The following is a 16,426-nucleotide window of genomic DNA, read 5'->3' on the forward strand; positions in this document are numbered from 1 at the left end:
CGCTGGCGCAGGGTGACGCGTCCGGTGGCGTCGTACTCGTAGCGGACGCCGCCCGGCGGCGGCTCCGCCGGCCAGAGGCCGGTGGTCAGCCGCTGGCCTTGAGGGCCAGCCAGAGCTCCATGCGGACGTCCGGGTCGTCGAGCGACCGGTCGAGGATCTCCTCGACCCGCCGCATCCGGTAGCGCAGCGTGTGCCGGTGCACGCCGAGGTCGGCCGCCGCCGCGTCCCACTGGCCGTGCCGGGCCAGCCAGGCCCGCAGCGAGGCCAGCAGGTCGCCCCGGCCCCGCTGGTCGTGGTCGCGCAGCGAGCGCAGCATGCCGTCCGCGAACGCCCGCACCGCCTCGTCGGCCAGCAGCGGCACGATGGAGCCGTCCGCGACGTGGTCGTGCTCCACCAGGGTGCGGCCCCGCCGGCGACCGACCAGCAGCGCCTCCCTGGCGTGCTGGTAGGCGGTGTCAACGGCCGAGGGCCCGGTCGGCTCCGAGACGCCGAGCACCAGGCCGTCGGCCCGCCCACGCGGCTCGGCCCGCGCGTGGTCCACGAGGGCCGCGACGGCCGCGCCGCCGTCCGCGGCCAGGAGCACCAGGTCGGCGCCGTCGGCCACCGCGAGCACCGACTCGCCGGCCCTGGCCGCGGCGGACTCCACCACCAGGCCCAGGTCCTCAAGCGCGCTCGACCCGGCGTCGGCCTCGGCGACCACCACCCGCAGCGGGGCGTCGAGCAGCCCGCCGTAGAGCTCGCCCGCGACCGTGCGGGCGTGGTCGGGCTCGCCGCTCAGCAGCATCCGCAGCACCGCGCCGCCCAGTCGGGCCTCCGCCGCCTGGAAGGCGCGGGATCGCTCGGTGGTGAGGGTAAGCAGCGCGACGGCCGCCTGCACCGCGTACCGCTCGGCGGGGCCGAGCGGCGTGGCCGTGCCGATGGCCAGCACGGATCTCGGCAGCTGCCCGGTGCCCACCGACTGCAACTCGACCCGGTCGTCGTCCGGCTCGCCCGCCGTCACCACGCTGGCCGGCGCCGGCCGGTCCGCGAGGCGCCGCACGTCGGCCGCCGCCTTGGCGGCCCGGCGCGCCGCCCAGCCGGGCGCGACCGCCGTGACGGCGCCGGTGAGGTCGTAGAGCGCGGCCCAGCCGCCCACCTGGCCGGCCAGCCGCTCCAGCAGCGCGCGCTGCCCGCCAGGGGAGAGCGCGGCGCCGGTCAGCTCCCGCTGGGCCGCGAACCCCGCCGTCACCGACCGGTACTGCTCGGCGGCTATCGCGGCCGAGACGGCCTTGCTGATGGCGATGAACGGCGTCGGCCGCGGCACGGCGAGCAGCGGGAGGCCGGACTCGCGGGCCGCGCCGAGCAGGGCCGGCGGCACCTCGGGATGGCTGACGCCGACGCCGAAGCCGAGACCGACCACGCCGGCGCCGGCCAGCCGCGACACGTAGGCCCGCATCTCCCCCGGGTCGTGGACGGCGAGCTTGAGGCCGTTGGTCAGCAGCAGCTCACCGCCGTCGAGCCAGGGCACCGGGTCGGCGAGCTCGCTGGCGTGCGCCCACCGCACCTCGGCCTCGAGCCGGTCCTCGCCACAGAGCACACCGAGCTTGAGCGCGGTGTGCTGGACGAGGGAGGCGAGGGTCGGGCGCATGCATCACCTTGGGCAGCCAGAGCAACACGTACCATCACCGTACAGCGATTGGCATATGCGTCCGATGGCGCGTCCCAGGGGCACGTGCCGGCAACGGCGAGTTTCCGTCACCGTCGCGCGGCCCGCCCGGCGGCCGGTCAGCCGAGGCGGACCAGCACCGGAGGGCTCGGTTCCCCGGCCACGCTCGTCATCGAGACCACCGCGTGCCGGGGCGGCACGCGGTGGGCCAGCTCGGACGCCGACCAGCGCTCCCGCTCCACCCGCCGCACGGTGACCGATTCCGTGGTGGTGTCCCGGCCGGTGAACGCCCGGCGCACGCCACGCACCAGCCGCCTGACCATGCCGCCGGTGCGGTCCGGAGTGCGGGTGGTCTCCTGGTCCTCCGTCCACGCGGTGCCCCAGGCGCGCGCGAAGTGCTCGGCGTCCCAGGTGGTGATCCCGGAGAACGCCATCCGGCAGCCGACCGCGCCCAGCAGCCCGGCGCGCAGCTCGGCCGGGACGTCGTCCAGGGTGCGCAGGGCCAGCACGGCGCCGGCGTTGTTGGGGCGCAGCTGGGTCAGGCCGCGCACCGTGCCCCGGGTGACCGCGGCGGTGGCGTCGTCCAGCACCAGGCAGGCGAAGAGCGAGCGGTCGGGGCGGGTGACGGCGGCGGCGGTGAACTGGGCGAGCAGCAGCCGGGTGATGACGCGGCCGGCCTCGGCGTGACCGCCGGCCGGCAGGTCGACGCGGACCCGCAGCGGGTGGGTGAGGGAGCTCAGCGAGAACGCCGGCGCCCGGCCGGGGTGCGAGAAGCCGGCCCGGTCGAGCAGGGCGAGGCGGTCGGCGAGCTGCGGGCCGAGGTCGTCGGGGCGCTGGGCCTGGCGGACCCTGGCGTCCAGGTCGCGCTGCTGGTCGGCGGCGCCGGCCAGGGCCAGGTCCTCGCGGAGGGTGGCCAGCAGGGCGGGGGCACCGTCCAGCATGGCGCGCAGTTCGGGCACGCCGGGGAGCTGGCCGTAGGCGGCCTGGTAGGGGCCGATCAGCTGGATCAGCGCGGCCGCCGCCTCGCCCGGGTCGGCGCGGGTGCCGCCGACCAGCGCCTCGGCCAGCAGCGTGGCCGCCTCGTCGGTGTCGGCGGCGCCGCCGTAGAGGTCGAGCTGGTGGGTGCTGGCCGGGTCGCCGACGCGGACGACGATGTCGAAGGCGCTGTCGGGTCCGAGACCGCTGCGCGCGGTGCCGACGGCGACGACGGCGGCCTGGCCGGTGAGCGCCTGGAGGCACAGGGCCTCGACGACGGGCCTGATGACCCGGCCTGTCTTGCCGGAACCCGGCGGTCCGACGGCCAGCAGCGAGGTGCCGAGCACGGTCGGGTCGAGGGCGACGGCCTCGCCCCGGTACTCGTAGGGGTTGCGGTCCTCGTCGGGGGCGTGGCCGATGCGGACCTGCCGGGTGAGCAGGTCGTGCTCCGCGGTCCTGGCCGGCAGGTCGCGGGCGCCCGACGGGTGGGTGAAGGCGGCGGCGCCCTCGGCCGCCGCGGCGTCGTCGAAGGCGGGCAGCGCGGTGGGGCGGGCCCGCACCAGGCGCCAGGCGTGCTCGATGCGGGCGTAGTCGAGGTCGCTCATCCGGCCGTCCCTGAGATCGGCCGCCAGCCGCTCGGCGGCCCGGTTCGCGCCGGCGGCGCGCAGCTCGGTGAAGTCGGCGCGCCTGGCCAGTTCGGCGCGCTCCCCGGGGGTGGTGCCGGCGCCGGGGCGCAGCCGCGGGGCGAGCGGGAAGTGGCGCAGAACGGCGCGCCAACCGCCGAGCCAGGTGGCGAGGGCGAGCAGCAGCGCGGCGTAGAGCGCGTAGTAGAGGTTGTAGCCAACGGTATAGGCGGTGGTGTCACCGTCCTGCCACCAGGAGTCGGGGACGACGGCGTAGAACGGTTCGAGCCAGAACTCCCAGACGCCGCGGAAGCTGAGCCGCCAGGCGGCGTAGCAGGCGAGCAGCGCGGCGGTGGCCCGCAGCGCCGCGCCGCGCGGCAGCGGGGCGATGTCGGGGCGGCCGGTCAGCAGCCGCAGCACGGCCGGGCGCCAACGGCGCCAGAGGGCGGGGCCGTTGCCGACCCGACCGAAGGCGTAGACCAGGAACGCGGCGAACAGCAGCTCGTAGAGGTAGAGGACGGTGATGCCGCCGGTGGACCCGCCCCAGGAGTCGAGGCCGAGCCATTCGAGCGGCCACAGCACGAAGCCGAGGTAGCCGTTGGCGTAGAGCGACCAGACGATCCAGCCGACGATCGCGGCGAGCGCGGCGGTGCCGTGCAGCTCGCGGTCGCCGAGCCGGTCCGGGTCCTCTGGGGGCCTGGGGACGTGGCCGGTGCGCCAGACGCCGGGACCGGCCGCCGGCCGCGGCGAGCGCAGCCAGCGGACCAGCGGCGGGCCGGCGTCCTCGGGAGCCTCCGGCAGTATGGGGGGCGCGCCCCTGGGACGTGGGACCGCCTGGGCGTTCTCGCGTGCGGTGCGCGCGTCAGGCGCGCCTTCGGTGCTCATCGGCTGCCAAGCCCCCTGACCAGGCCATCGGGTGACCGTCGCTCGCCGCTCGGGCTGCCGCGCGGGTGCCACGGGTGTGCGGCTCAATCTAATGCCGAACGACCCGGGACACGCAGCGCCCGGTCCCTGCCACCGCTTTCCTCCGGTGGCGAACGGTCAGGGCCAGGGGTCGAGTTGGGGCAGCCGCCCGGCGTCGGCGCGGGGTGGCGCCGCCGGGGCGCGGCCGGCGAACCAGGCGGTCAGGTCGGTCAACGGGCCGCGCACCACCACCTCTTCCGCCTCTTCCGCGCCGGTGCCGAGCGCGCGCCGCTCGGGCCCGTCGGTGGCGACCAGCACGAGCCGGATCCCGGAGGGCACGCGCGGGGCGAGGAAGTCCAGGGCGTGGCCGCAGAACGCGCGGGACCAGTCGGCGGGGGTGGGGCCGAGCAGCGCGTCGGCGGTGTGGATCTCCGCCTCCCGCCACCAGGCCGCCAGGGCGCCGCGCAGCGGGCCCTCGCGGTAGCGGACGGGGCGGTCCAGGTCGGCCGGGCCGACGGCCGCCCAGGCGGCCCGCGTCCGGTCCAGGGCGGCGCTCAGGGCGGCGTGCAGCGCGTCGGCGTCGCGCTGGGCGCCCGCCTCGATGCCGGCGTCCCTGGCGGGGCGACCGCCGTCGTAGACGTCCACCCGCTCGCCGCGCAGGGCGAACTCGGCCTGCCTGGCCAGGGCGAGGCCGACGCCCTCCAGGTGGGAGACGACGTGGGCGCGGCTCCAGCCGGGCAGCGCGCTCGGCCCGCGCGCCGCGGCGTCGGTGAGCCCGGGCAGCAGGGCCCGCAGCCGGTCCTCGGCGGCGAACACGGCGTCCCGCAGGCCGTCTTCGGCCAGGGTCACGGCCACAAGATCTCCTTGCTCCAGCCGTCGGCGGTGCGGTGGTAGGCGAGCCTGGTGTGCTCGCGGTCGCGGTCGCCCTGCCAGAACTCGACCCGGTCGGCGAGCAGCGTGTAGAGCGTCCACTCGGGTGGCACGGCGTCCGGCTCGCGGGCGAGCCGGGCCCGGGACGCGGCCAGCGCGGCGGCGCGCTCGGCGGGGTGGGTCAGCGGGCCGCTCTGCCGGCCGAGCAGCGCCTCGGCGCGGGCGCCGGTGCCGCGGGCCAGGAAGTCGGCGGCGCTCAGCTCCCGGCTCTCGGCCACCACCGGTCCTGTGACCCTGACCTGACGGGCCTGTGGCTGCCAGTAGAAGGTGAGGGCGGCCCGCGGCCGGGCGGTGAGCTGGCGCCCCTTGGGGCTGGCCAGGTGGGCGGCGAACTGCCAGCCGCCGGCCTCGGGGAGCACGTTCTTCAGGATGAGCACCCGCGCCTGCGGGGCGCCGTGTTCGTCGACGGTGGACAACGTCATCGCGTGCGGCTTGGGGACCTTGGCGTCGACGGCGGCCAACAGCCAGTCGGTGAACAGCTCGGCGGGCGCGGCGGGAGTGGCGGCCGGGTCGAACGAGGGCAGCTCGCCGGCGAACACCTCGAGGTTCCGCAGCAGTTGACGTAGCTCGGACATGCCCCTCCGCTCCGGTCGAGTCACTCGACCAACCCCTCGATCTAACGGTTGATGGCGACATTACCATTAGGCACCTCACGCGGGTCCGCCCGCCCTTCCCTGCCAGTTCGTCCAGCCGCGTCCCCCGATCACTCCGTGGCGGAGCATGCGGGAACGAGGGGGGCGGCCCTAGCCTGCGAGGAGTGACCGGAGACACAGTCCCTTCGCGACAAGGAGTCCCCTCATGAGCGCCTCGACGGAAAACTCCGGCGGCCCCTCCCTCCCCCAGCGGCGCAAGCTCGTCACCGAGATCCCCGGCCCCAGGTCACGGGAGCTGATGGCCCGCAAGCAGGCCACCGTGGCCGACGGGCTGCCCATCGTGATGCCGGTGTTCGCCCGACGCGCGGGCGGCGGCATCGTCGAGGACGTCGACGGCAACGCACTGATCGACTTCGGTTCCGGCATCGCCGTCACCTCCGTCGGCAACAGCGCCGAGGCCGTCGTCCGGCGGGCGAGCGCCCAACTCACCCAGTTCACCCACACCTGCGCGATGGTCACCCCCTACGAGAGCTACGTGGAGGTCTGCGAGGAGCTCGCCAGGCTCACCCCGGGCGACCACGCCAAGAAGTCGATCCTGCTCAACTCGGGTGCCGAGGCCGTGGAGAACGCCGTCAAGATCGCCCGCTACCACACCGGGCGACAGGCCGTCGTGGTCTTCGACCACGGCTACCACGGCCGCACCAACCTCACCATGGCCCTGACCGCCAAGAACATGCCCTACAAGCACCGCTTCGGCCCGTTCGCGCCGGAGATCTACCGGATGCCGATGGCCTACCCCTACCGCTGGCCCGGCGGTCCTGAGCGCTGCGCCGAGGAGGCGGCGGCCCAGGTCATCGACCAGATCAGCAAGCAGGTCGGGCCGGAGAACACGGCGGCCATCGTCGTCGAACCGGTGCTCGGCGAGGGCGGGTTCATCGTGCCGGCCCCCGGCTTCCTGCCCAGGATCGCGGAGTTCGCCAGGGAGCACGGCATCGTCTTCGTGGCGGACGAGATCCAGTCCGGCTTCTGCCGCACCGGGCAGTGGTTCGCCAGCGAGCACGAGGGCCTGGTGCCCGACCTGATCACCACCGCCAAGGGCATCGCCGGCGGGCTGCCGCTGGCGGCCGTCACCGGCCGCGCCGAGATCATGGACGCCGCGCACGTCGGCGGCCTCGGCGGCACCTACGGCGGCAACCCGGTGGCCTGCGCCGCCGCGCTCGGCGCCATCGAGACCATGCGGGAGCTCGACCTGCCCGCCATGGCCCGCCGGATCGAGGAGATCATGAAGCCACGGCTGCTGGAGATGGCGGCCAAGCACCCGACGATCGGCGAGGTGCGCGGCCGGGGCGCGATGCTGGCGCTCGAACTGGTGCGGCCCGGCACCAAGGACCCCGACCCGGCCGCCACCGCGGCGCTGGCCAAGGCCTGCCACGGCGAGGGACTGCTGGTGCTGACCACCGGCACCTACGGCAACGTGCTGCGTTTCCTGCCGCCGCTGGTCATCGGCGAGGGGCTGCTCAACGAGGGCCTCGACGTCCTGGAGGGCGCCTTCGACGTGCTGGCGGGGGCGGTCGACGGCCTGTAGCGCGTGATGGGCCGCGCCGCCCCCGCGGGCGGCGCGGCCTGTGCCCGGCCTGGCACCGGATGAAGAAGCTGCGGAAAAGTGATGCGGATCCGGCGGCACCAGGCCCGGCACCGGTCATCCTGTCGTACGGTCGGACCGGTAGCGAGAGCAGCCAGACTCCCGCGACTCCTTTCGGACCGGTACCGCCCGCCCCACACCCCCCGGGGCGTGGCGGCCGTCCGTGTTGGGGAGTGGCCGGCACCGCCCCGGAGCTCTCCCCCCCTCGCTCCGGGGTGACTGGGCCGCCCCTCGCCCCGCTCAGCCCCCCTTCCCGTCCGCCAGCGTCGCGGCCGCCTCGTGCATGGCCAGCTCCAACACGGCCGGGTCCGTGAGCACACCCGAGCCGTCCGGCGGGACCAACCAGCGCACGCCACCCGCGGCCCGGTCCGGAGGCGGCACCACTATCCAGCTGCCCCGGCCGGCGCCCCGCACCCCGGTGCCCACCCAGCGGCCGGCCGTGCCCGGCGGGACGAAGAAACCGATCCTGGCGTCCCCCCGGTCCGCCAGCACCGGACCCGGCCGGTCGAGCACCCGGATGAGAACCTCGAGCGTCGGACACCCCAACTCGCCCCGCACCACCAGCACATCCCACACCCGACCGGCCGGGAGCAGCGCCACCCCCAGCGGGTGACGCTCCCACTCCCAGCGGCAGGCCTCCGGCTCGGGGGCCGCGGACGCCAACCAGTCCATGGCCGTGCGCGCGCCCCCGCTGTCGCCCTTCACGCGAACCTCCTCGCCCCCGCGGCCCCCGGTGGGCCGGATCGGGTCACGAGGATGGGAGGGCGCGAAGCCCGAACTCTTACGCCGCTTCGCCGGAATTCACCCGTGTCACACGTCACACCCCCCCGTCACGCCTCGACGCCGTCGTCCCCGGGGGCCGACTCGTCGGACCCCGAGTCGGCGCCGGAGCCGCCGTCGCCGGTGCCCAACTCGAACTCCCAGAAGCCGAAGTCGTAGCCGTCGCCCGGCGCGTAGTCCAGGGCGAGCGGGCCGTGCTGCGCCGACCCGGCCATGGTCCCGCCGATCCGGAAGGAGATCGATCCCGTCTCGCCGGGCGCCAACTCCTCGGGGCTCCGGGTCAACAACACGACGCCGGCGGCCTCGTCACCGATCCAGGCCCGCGCCACGCCCTCGGCCAGGTCCACGGTGTGCCCGCCGCCGTTCGTGACGTGTATGACGAGCAGCTGGCCGGGGTCGCCCTCACGCGGCCCGGCCACGGTGACGGCCAGGCCGTCCGCGTACGCCACCTCCTGGCCGGGCCCGGCCAGGAAGTCGGCCCCGGCCTCCGAGCGCACCTCGGTCGGCCAGTCGGCGGTCCAGCCGGCCAACAGCGCCACGAGCACGGCGGACAGCGCGGTGCCCGCCACCCCCGTCCACAGCCCGCCCTGGGCGAACACCCGGTTGGTGGCCCGGCCCCCGCGCACGTTCGCCAGGCCGACGAGTCCCAGGATGACGGCCAGCACGCCGAGGACCAGCGTCAGCGGGCTCAGGAAGAACGTCCAGCAGAACAACACGGAGAGCAGGCCGAGCACCAACGCGGCGTTGCCCGTGCCATTCCTCGGTGGCGGCGGCAGGAGCGGCCAGACCGGCCTCTGGTACCACTGCCACGACGCCGCGGGAGCCACGCCCTCGGCCGGCGGCCGGAACGGGTTGGGCTGCTGATCGGCAGTCACACGACCTCCACATCTCCAGGACACACCCTACGGTCCACCACCGACACCGCCGCCGGACCGACCGTCGGACCCGCCACATACGATGACCACGCACCGAGACCCCGGAGGGCACCTTGTCCGAGCCGACCGCCGCGACCGACCTGACCACGTTCATCGCCGGCCTGCCCAAGGCCGAGCTGCACGTCCACCACGTCGGCTCCGCCTCCCCCAGGATCGTCGCCGAGCTGGCCGCCAGGCACCCGGACTCGCCGGTGCCCAAGGACCCCCACGAGCTCGAACGCTACTTCACCTTCCGGGACTTCGCGCACTTCATCGAGATCTACATCTCCGTGGTCGAGCTGATCAGGGACGCCGAGGACGTCCGGCTCCTCACCCACGAGATCGCCCGCGACATGGCCAGGCAGAACATCCGCTACGCCGAGCTCACCGTCACCCCGCACTCCTCCGTGCGGCGCGGCATCCCGGACGTCGCCTTCATGGAGGCGATAGAGGACGCCAGAGTCGCCGCGGAGCGCGACTTCGGCGTGGTGCTGCGCTGGTGCTTCGACATCCCGGGCGAGCTCGGCCTGCCGGCCGCCGAGGACACCGCGCGGATGGCGTGCGAGCTGCGCCCGGAGGGCCTGGTCTCGTTCGGTCTCGGCGGCCCCGAGATCGGCTGGCCGCGACCGCAGTTCAAGCCGTACTTCGACCGGGCCATCGCGGCCGGCCTGCACAGCGTGCCGCACGCCGGCGAGTCCACAGGGCCCGAGACCGTCTGGGACGCGCTCACCGAGCTGCGCGCCGAGCGCATCGGCCACGGCATCAACGCGGCGCGCGACCCCCGGCTGCTGGCCCACCTCGCCGAGCACCGGATCCCGCTCGAGGTCTGCCCCACCTCGAACGTCGCCACCAGGTCCGTGCCCTCGCTCGCCGAGCACCCGCTGCCCGAGCTCGTGGCGGCCGGCGTGCTGGTCACCGTGAACACCGACGACCCGCCGATGTTCGGCACCGACCTCAACACCGAGTACGAGGTCGCCGCACGCCTGCTCGACCTCGACACGGCCGGCGTCGCCCAGTTGGCGAAGAACGCGGTGCACGCCTCGTTCCTCGACCCGGTCGGCAAGGCCAGGCTGGCCGCCGAGATCGACGGATACCTCGCCGCGTGGCCCGGCTGACCGGCCGCGCCGCCGTCGCCGTCGCCCACCGGGGCGACCCGTACCGGGCCAGGGAGAACACGCTGCCCTCCTTCCGCTCCGCGATCGCGGCCGGCGCGGACGCGGTGGAGCTCGACGTGCGCGCCACGGCGGACGGCGTGCCGGTGGTGGTGCACGACCCGACGCTCAGGCGGCTGTGGGGGCACGACCGGCCGGTGGCCGCGCTCACGGCGGCCGAGGTGGCTGAGCTCACCGGCGGCGGGGTGCCGACGCTGGCCGCGGCGCTCGCGGTCACCGCGCCGGTTCGGACCCTGATCGACCTCCCGGAGCGCTCGGCCACCACCGCGCGCGCCACCCTGGCCGCGGTCCGCGCCGCCGGCGCGGCCGACCGCGTCTACTACTGCGGCGACCCGACCGCCCTGCGGGCGGTCCGCGAGGCCGACCCGGCGGCGGAGATCGCCCTCACCTGGCACCGCGCGACCCGCCCACCCGCCACGCTCCTCGCCGAAGTCCGCCCGCGTTGGCTGAACTTCCGCTTCGGCCTGATCACGGAGGCCACGGTCGAACGAGCCAGGTCCCAGGGCTACCGGGTCGCCGCGTGGACGCCCGACACGCGGCGCACGATGCGGCGTCTCCTCGCACTCGGCGTCGAGTCGTTGACGACGAACCGCGTCACGACGCTCTGCCGCCTGTTGGACCGGCCGTAGGGTTATCCCCCACCCACCCGCCCTTTCCGCGCTGCGGGGGCCGAGGCACCGCGGCGGCTACGCCGCCGGGTATCCGGCGCGTCCGCGCCGGGGATTGCCCCCGCCCACCCGCCCGTTCACGCGCTTCGCGCGTGTTGGTGGGTCGAACCGCGCTGCGCCGGGCCCTCGCGGCCCGTGCCGCACGGGCCCGGGCCGCGCGACGACCCGCCCGGCTTGTGGGGGCACCTCCCAGCGTTAGCTGGGGGAGGGTGGGTGGGCGCGGCACGCGGCCAACGCCTAGAGCGCCGTCATGACGTGCTTGACGCGCGTGTAGTCCTCGAGCCCGTACGCCGAGAGATCCTTGCCGTAGCCGGACTTCTTGAAGCCGCCGTGCGGCATCTCGCCGACCAGCGGGATGTGCGTGTTGATCCAGACGCAGCCGAACTCCAGCGCCTTGGACATCCGCATGGCGCGCCCGTGGTCCCTGGTCCAGACGGACGACGCCAGGCCATACTCGACGTCGTTGGCGAAGGTCACCGCCTCGGCGTCGTCGGAGAACTTCTGCACGGTGATCACCGGGCCGAAGACCTCCTCCTGGATGATCTCGTCGTCCTGCCGGCACCCCGTGATCACCGTGGGCGCGTAGAAGAAGCCCCGCTCGCCCACCTGGTGGCCGCCGGTGACGACCGAGGCGTGCGCCGGCAGGCGCTTGACGTAGCCGGCGACCTTCGCCAGGTGGGCCGGGTTGTTGAGGGGGCCGTAGAAGCAGTCGGGGTCGGTGACGTCGCCCGTCCGCACCTCGGCCGCCGCCTTGACCAGGCCGGCCACGAACTCGTCGTGTACGGACTCGTGCACCAGCACCCGGGTGGCCGCCGTGCAGTCCTGGCCGGCGTTGAAGAAGCCCGCGTCGCGGATGCCCTCGACGGCCGCCGGCAGGTCCGCGTCCTCGAAGACCAGGCAGGGGGCCTTGCCACCGAGCTCCAGGTGGGCCCGCTTGAGGTCCTTGGCCGCGCTGGCCGCCACCTCCATGCCGGCCCGCACGGAGCCGGTGATGGACACCATCGCCGGGGTGGGGTGCTCGACCATCAGCCGCCCGGTGTCCCGGTCCCCGCACACCACGTTGAACACGCCGGGCGGCAGGATCTCGCCGATCAGCCCGGCCACGAACACCGCCGAGGCGGGCGTGGTGTCCGACGGCTTGAGCACCACCGTGTTGCCGGCGGCCAGGGCGGGCGCGAACTTCCAGACCGCCATCATCACCGGGTAGTTCCACGGCGCGACCTGCGCGCAGACGCCCACCGGCTCGCGCCGCACGAAGGACGTCATGCCGGTCATGTACTCGCCTGCCGACTTGCCCTCCAGCATCCGGGCCGCGCCGGCGAAGAAGCGGATCTGCTCCAGCATCGGCGGCAGCTCCTCCTGCCGGGTCAGCTCGAGCGGCTTGCCGGTGTTGCGACACTCGATGGCCAGCAGTTCGTCGGCGTGCTTCTCGAAGGCGTCGGCGATGCGGAGCAGGGCGAGCTGCCGGGTGGCTGGCGTGGTGTCGCGCCACTCGGGGAAGGCCGCCTCGGCGGCGGCCATGGCCGCGTCCACGTCGGCGAGCCCGGAGAGCGGCGCTGTCGTGTACACCTCGCCGGTGGTGGGGTCCACCACCTCGGTGGTCCGCCCGTCGGCGGCGTCCCGGAACTCCCCGTTGATGTAGTTGCGCAAACGGCTCGGATCGGTGGTCACGACACCCTCCTGCTTCCCGGTCCATCAGGCTGCGGCACCTCAGCCTATGCCCATGAGGCGGTCGAGCGACACCGCCACAGACCAAAGATCCACCACCCCAGGGGCACCGTTCACGGAAGAATGACGCCTCATACCGCATCACGAGAAAGGATTTCCCGTGGCCGGGCGGGTCCTGTCCACCGTCCGGAGGATTCTTCCGACCGCTCGCCGAGTCGCCGGCCGCCGCCCGCGTGGCTGTGTCAGCGTGCTGGGGGTGCCTGTGACGGATTCCCCGACCGCTCGTTCACCCGGTCGGGGGAGTTAAGGCGATACGACCGGAGGTGCCGGAGACGATGGCCCCACCCGATAACGACATTCTCTGGGCGCGCGGACTGCACTACGCGTACGACGGTTCGCCGGCGCTCCTCGGAGCCTCCCTCGGTGTCCGGCAAGGCGAGATCCTCGCCGTCACCGGGCCGCGCGGCTGCGGCAAGTCCACCCTGCTCGGCTGCCTCTCGGGGCAGCTGGCCCCCGACAACGGCGAGGTGTGGTTCAACAGCGTGCCGGTGCACACCCTCTCCCCCGCCAGCCGGGAGCGGCTGCGCCGTGACCGCTTCGGCTGGATCGGCCCGACGCACCAGCTCGTCGACGAGCTCACCGCCTGGGAGAACGCGGCGCTGCCGCTGCTGCTGGCCGGCATCGGCCAGCGCAAGGCCCGCCACACGGCGCTCGAGTGGCTCGACCGGCTCGATGTCGGCGAGTGCGCCCGCAAGCGCCCCTACGCGCTGCTCCAGGCGCAGCGACAGCGGATCGCCCTGGCCCGCGCCCTGGTCCACCAGCCCGACGTGCTGTTCGCGGACGAGCCCACGGCACCGCTCCACCAGGCGGACCGGGCCCAGGTGCTGCGCACCCTGACCACCGCGGGGCGCTCGCACGGCATCACCGTCGTGCTGGCCACCCATGACGCGGAGGTCGCGACGCTCGCCGACCGCACGCTCACCCTCGTGGACGGCCGCGCCTCGGGCGCGCCCGCGGAAGCCGCATGCTCAGTCTCCGTCTAGCCCGGGGCGCCCACCCGGCGGCCCTGTGCCGCCGGCTGCTGGTCGCGTGTGCCGCCGGCGGCGTCGGCTTCCTGCTGCTCAGCGCGCTGGCCTACGCGGTCGCCCACCCGGAGGCCGGCCGGGCGGCGCTGCTGCGGCTCGCCTGGTGCGCGGTGCCGCTGGCCGCCACCGTGCAGCTGGCCATGGCGGTGACCCGTGCCGAGCCGGTGGGCCGGCGCGGCTCAGGACTCGACGTGGCGGGCCTCGGTCCGGGGCGGATGCCGGTGCTCGCGGCCGTCTCCACGGCGCTCGCCGGGCTCCTCGGCAGCTGCATGAGTCTGCTGTGCTTCCTCCATCTACGCGGCGACACCTCCGAGGTGCTGCCCTACCACGGCGCCGCGGCCGACGTGCTGCCCGCCGGCCGGTTGCCGCTGGCCGCCGCGGTCACCCTGCTCGCCGTCGTCCCGCTGGCGGCGGCCGTCGCCAGCGCGCTCACCCTGCGGCGGACGCCGGCGGGGTCCGACCGGGCGCCGCAGCCGCTGCCCCCGCCCGACTCGCTCGACCTCGCGGACGCCGCGCGCGCCGAGCCCTCGGTGCCGTTGCCCGCCGGGCTGCCCTGGGGCACGGCGCTGACCACGGCCGGCATCGCGCTCAGCGCCTACGCGGGAGACGACCGGCCGCGGGCCGCGACCGACGGGTGGCTGCCGATCGACGGCACGCTGGGCGGGGTGGCCCCGGGGGTGGTGGGCGGTTGGCTGCTGATCGCGGCCGGCATCGTGCTGGCCGCGCCGGGGCTCGTCCACCTGTGCGGCCTGCTGCTGGCCGCCGGCCGCCCCCGGGTGGTGCGGCTGCTCGCCGGTCGTGGCCTGCAGGAGGAGTCGCGGCGGGTGGGCCGGCCGCTCGGCGCGCTGTGCGCGGCGGTGGCGGCGTCGCTCGCGGCGTTCTCGCTCGACGGTCTCGGCCAGTTCGGCCCGCTGGGGGTGCTGGGCACCGGGATCGTGCTGGTCTGTTCCCTGGCCTCGGTGGCCACCGCGGCCGACGAGGCCAGGGCCGCCCGCCGGCCGGCCACGGCCTTGTTGCGGCGGCTCGGCGCGCCGCGCGGCATGCTGCGCCGGGCCGCGCTGCTGCGGCTCACGGTGCTGCTGGTGGTCTTCGTGCCGCTGACCTGGCTGGCCGCCCAGCTGATCGCCCTGCCGGCCGGCGGCTAGCGAGACCCGACCACGACACACGACGGCCCGGTTCCCGCCGGGGAGGCAGCGGGACCGGGCCGTCGGGCCGTGTCGCGCGGGCCCGGGGGACGCGCGGCTCAGGGCGGAGAGGCTCAGGGACGGGCGAGGAACGGCGGGAAGTGCGCCTCGGCGATCGCGCCCCTGCCGACCCGCACCGTGCTGAGCGGAACGCCCACCACCCCGTCGGGCAGCTCGACCCGCGCCAGGTACAGCCCGGGGTCCAGGTGCGCGAAGCCGAACCAGCCGGTGCCGTCGGAGCGCCCGGTGACCGGCTCGCCCCGGCCGCCGAGCGGGGTGAGGGTGACCTCGGCGCCGTCCAGCGGGGTGCCGTCCCGCAGCGTCAGCTCGCCGGTGACGTGTCCCTCGGTCGGCCGGCTCTTCCACTCCATCTCCGGCACGGCGGCACGCTCGGCGAACGGCGCGTCCTCGCCGGTGGTCAACGCCTCGGCCAGCCGGCGCCGTTCGGCGGCGGCGCCGGCCGTCGCCGCGTCCAGGCTGGGGCTGGCATAGGAGTAGCCGCTCCAGCCGGCGGCGGTGTTGCCCGCCGGGGTCTCAGCGAGCGCCTGGCGGACCTGGCTGACGCTGTCCGCAACCGAGTTGAGGTAGAGCGCGGGCCCGTTGACCGCCTGCCGCTCGCCCTGGGTGTCGGCCAGGAACTCGGACCACTCGGCGAACATCCGGGCCTGGTCCGGGTTCCAGTTCCGCTTGTAGTTCATGGTCACGACGGTGTCCATGATCCCCTCGTCGAGCCAGCCGGCCCAGTCCTGGAGCACCTCGGCGTAGGTGCGGGTGGACTCCCAACCGCCCACGGACTGCGGCCCGTAGCCGTAGGTGATGGCGTCCATGGAGAGCCGGGCGGTGGGGTCGACCTCCCAAATGCCGAGGTAGATCCGGCGCACCAGGTTGGTGACCTGGTCGCGCCGCCAGTCGCTCCACTGCTCGTCGGCGGGCGCCGGCACGTCGGTGCGTCCGGTGGCCCGCTGGAAGCGCGCCACCGAGACGGCGTTGTAGCCCCAGTCGCTGTGGGTGGTCTGGGCGCTGCCGTCCGGGTAGCGGATGTAGTCGAGGTTGATGCCGTCCACGTCGTACTCGCGGACGATGCTCTGGATCGCCGAGACGATGTAGGCAACGGCGTCCGGGTGGCCCGGGTCGACGTAGGCGTTGGCGCCGACGAGTTCGGTGCCGTCCGCCTTGCGGTTCAGCCAGCGGTCGGCGCCCTGGGCGGTGGGGCCGTGCTCGTTGAAGACGTGCTCGGGCGAGCGCGGCGGCGTGCTGCTGTTCCACATGGTGTTGACGTTGACCCAGGCGTGCACCTGGAGCCCTGCGGCGTGCGCCTGGGCGATGACCTCGTCCAGCGGGTCGTACGGCGCGGGGTCGACGGCCGCGTCGGTGCGCGGGTAGACGGCCCGGTTGCAGAAGCAGTCGTAGCGGCGGGCGGTCTGCACGATCAGCGCGTTGGCGTTGACGGCGAGCGCGTCGTCGATCAGCGTCGAGACCTGCTCGGGGGTGTAGATGCCGGGGTTGAAGGCGTCCACCCAGTAACTGCGCCACTGCTCGGGCGGCCCACCGTCCGACTCGGTGGCCGCGGCCGAGCCCACGGTCGGGCCAAGCAGGCCGACGACAGCGAGCAGCACGAGCAGGAACCGTCTCATATGGCGCCCC

13 protein-coding genes are annotated in these 16,426 nt (G+C 74.9%); 5 read left to right on the forward strand and 8 right to left on the reverse strand.

Annotation, left to right across the window (positions count from 1 at the left end; all coding sequences use genetic code 11):
- Positions 1–85: 85 nt before the first annotated feature.
- The 4 genes from ACFWI8_RS28790 to ACFWI8_RS28805 all read right to left on the reverse strand — a co-directional run bounded on the left by ACFWI8_RS28790 (position 86) and on the right by ACFWI8_RS28805 (position 5,651).
- On the reverse strand, positions 86–1,627 hold the full coding sequence (locus ACFWI8_RS28790) for a PucR family transcriptional regulator (RefSeq protein WP_387097404.1): 1,542 nt from the start codon (positions 1,625–1,627) through the stop codon (positions 86–88).
- A gap of 137 nt (positions 1,628–1,764) precedes the next feature.
- Complete coding sequence (locus ACFWI8_RS28795; RefSeq protein WP_387097407.1) at positions 1,765–4,128, reverse strand: ATP-binding protein; 2,364 nt, start codon at positions 4,126–4,128, stop codon at positions 1,765–1,767.
- 156 nt (positions 4,129–4,284) lie between these two features.
- Positions 4,285–4,995 (reverse strand): maleylpyruvate isomerase family mycothiol-dependent enzyme, encoded by a 711-nt coding sequence (locus ACFWI8_RS28800; RefSeq protein ID WP_387097409.1) that lies wholly within the window; start codon positions 4,993–4,995, stop codon positions 4,285–4,287.
- Entirely contained in the window at positions 4,992–5,651 is a 660-nt protein-coding gene (locus ACFWI8_RS28805; protein ID WP_387097411.1) for a pyridoxal 5'-phosphate synthase, read from the reverse strand. Before ACFWI8_RS28805 ends, ACFWI8_RS28800 begins: the two co-directional genes overlap by 4 nt.
- A 223-nt stretch (positions 5,652–5,874) precedes the next feature.
- Between ACFWI8_RS28805 and gabT the strand changes: the two genes are divergently transcribed.
- Positions 5,875–7,254 carry a 4-aminobutyrate--2-oxoglutarate transaminase gene (gene gabT, locus ACFWI8_RS28810; protein WP_387097414.1) on the forward strand — a complete coding sequence of 460 codons (1,380 nt, stop codon included), beginning with the start codon at positions 5,875–5,877 and terminating at the stop codon, positions 7,252–7,254.
- Positions 7,255–7,551: 297 nt separating this feature from the next.
- On the opposite strand, the gene ACFWI8_RS28815 is transcribed toward gabT, so the two are convergent.
- The gene (locus ACFWI8_RS28815) at positions 7,552–7,983 is read right to left on the reverse strand and encodes a hypothetical protein (protein WP_387097489.1); all 432 of its coding nucleotides are present in this window, start codon (positions 7,981–7,983) and stop codon (positions 7,552–7,554) included.
- A 158-nt stretch (positions 7,984–8,141) separates the two neighbouring features.
- Positions 8,142–8,966, reverse strand: coding sequence for a DUF4190 domain-containing protein (locus ACFWI8_RS28820; RefSeq protein WP_387097416.1), 825 nt, complete (start codon positions 8,964–8,966; stop codon positions 8,142–8,144).
- A gap of 113 nt (positions 8,967–9,079) precedes the next feature.
- On the opposite strand from ACFWI8_RS28820, the gene ACFWI8_RS28825 reads away from it, so the two are divergent.
- Positions 9,080–10,120: an adenosine deaminase gene (locus ACFWI8_RS28825; protein ID WP_387097419.1), complete on the forward strand. Its 1,041-nt coding sequence runs from the start codon at positions 9,080–9,082 to the stop codon at positions 10,118–10,120.
- Positions 10,108–10,806 (forward strand): glycerophosphodiester phosphodiesterase, encoded by a 699-nt coding sequence (locus ACFWI8_RS28830; protein WP_311604728.1) that lies wholly within the window; start codon positions 10,108–10,110, stop codon positions 10,804–10,806. Before ACFWI8_RS28825 ends, ACFWI8_RS28830 begins: the two co-directional genes overlap by 13 nt.
- A gap of 276 nt (positions 10,807–11,082) precedes the next feature.
- On the opposite strand, the gene ACFWI8_RS28835 is transcribed toward ACFWI8_RS28830, so the two are convergent.
- Complete coding sequence (locus ACFWI8_RS28835) at positions 11,083–12,516, reverse strand: gamma-aminobutyraldehyde dehydrogenase (protein ID WP_387097423.1); 1,434 nt, start codon at positions 12,514–12,516, stop codon at positions 11,083–11,085.
- 332 nt (positions 12,517–12,848) lie between these two features.
- Here ACFWI8_RS28835 and ACFWI8_RS28840 point away from each other — a divergent pair, with 332 nt between their 5' ends.
- Complete coding sequence (locus tag ACFWI8_RS28840) at positions 12,849–13,556, forward strand: ABC transporter ATP-binding protein (protein ID WP_387097426.1); 708 nt, start codon at positions 12,849–12,851, stop codon at positions 13,554–13,556.
- Positions 13,538–14,743, forward strand: a complete 1,206-nt coding sequence (locus ACFWI8_RS28845; RefSeq protein ID WP_387097429.1) for a hypothetical protein — start codon at positions 13,538–13,540, stop codon at positions 14,741–14,743. Before ACFWI8_RS28840 ends, ACFWI8_RS28845 begins: the two co-directional genes overlap by 19 nt.
- 113 nt (positions 14,744–14,856) lie before the next feature.
- Here ACFWI8_RS28845 and ACFWI8_RS28850 read toward each other — a convergent pair whose 3' ends face one another.
- A complete protein-coding gene (locus ACFWI8_RS28850; protein WP_387097432.1) occupies positions 14,857–16,416 on the reverse strand; it encodes a family 10 glycosylhydrolase in 1,560 nt (519 codons plus the stop codon).
- Positions 16,417–16,426: the final 10 nt, after the last annotated feature.

The organism is Streptomyces sp. NPDC127098 (assembly GCF_042722465.1).
In the GTDB taxonomy this organism is placed as follows: domain Bacteria; phylum Actinomycetota; class Actinomycetes; order Streptomycetales; family Streptomycetaceae; genus Streptomyces; species Streptomyces millisiae.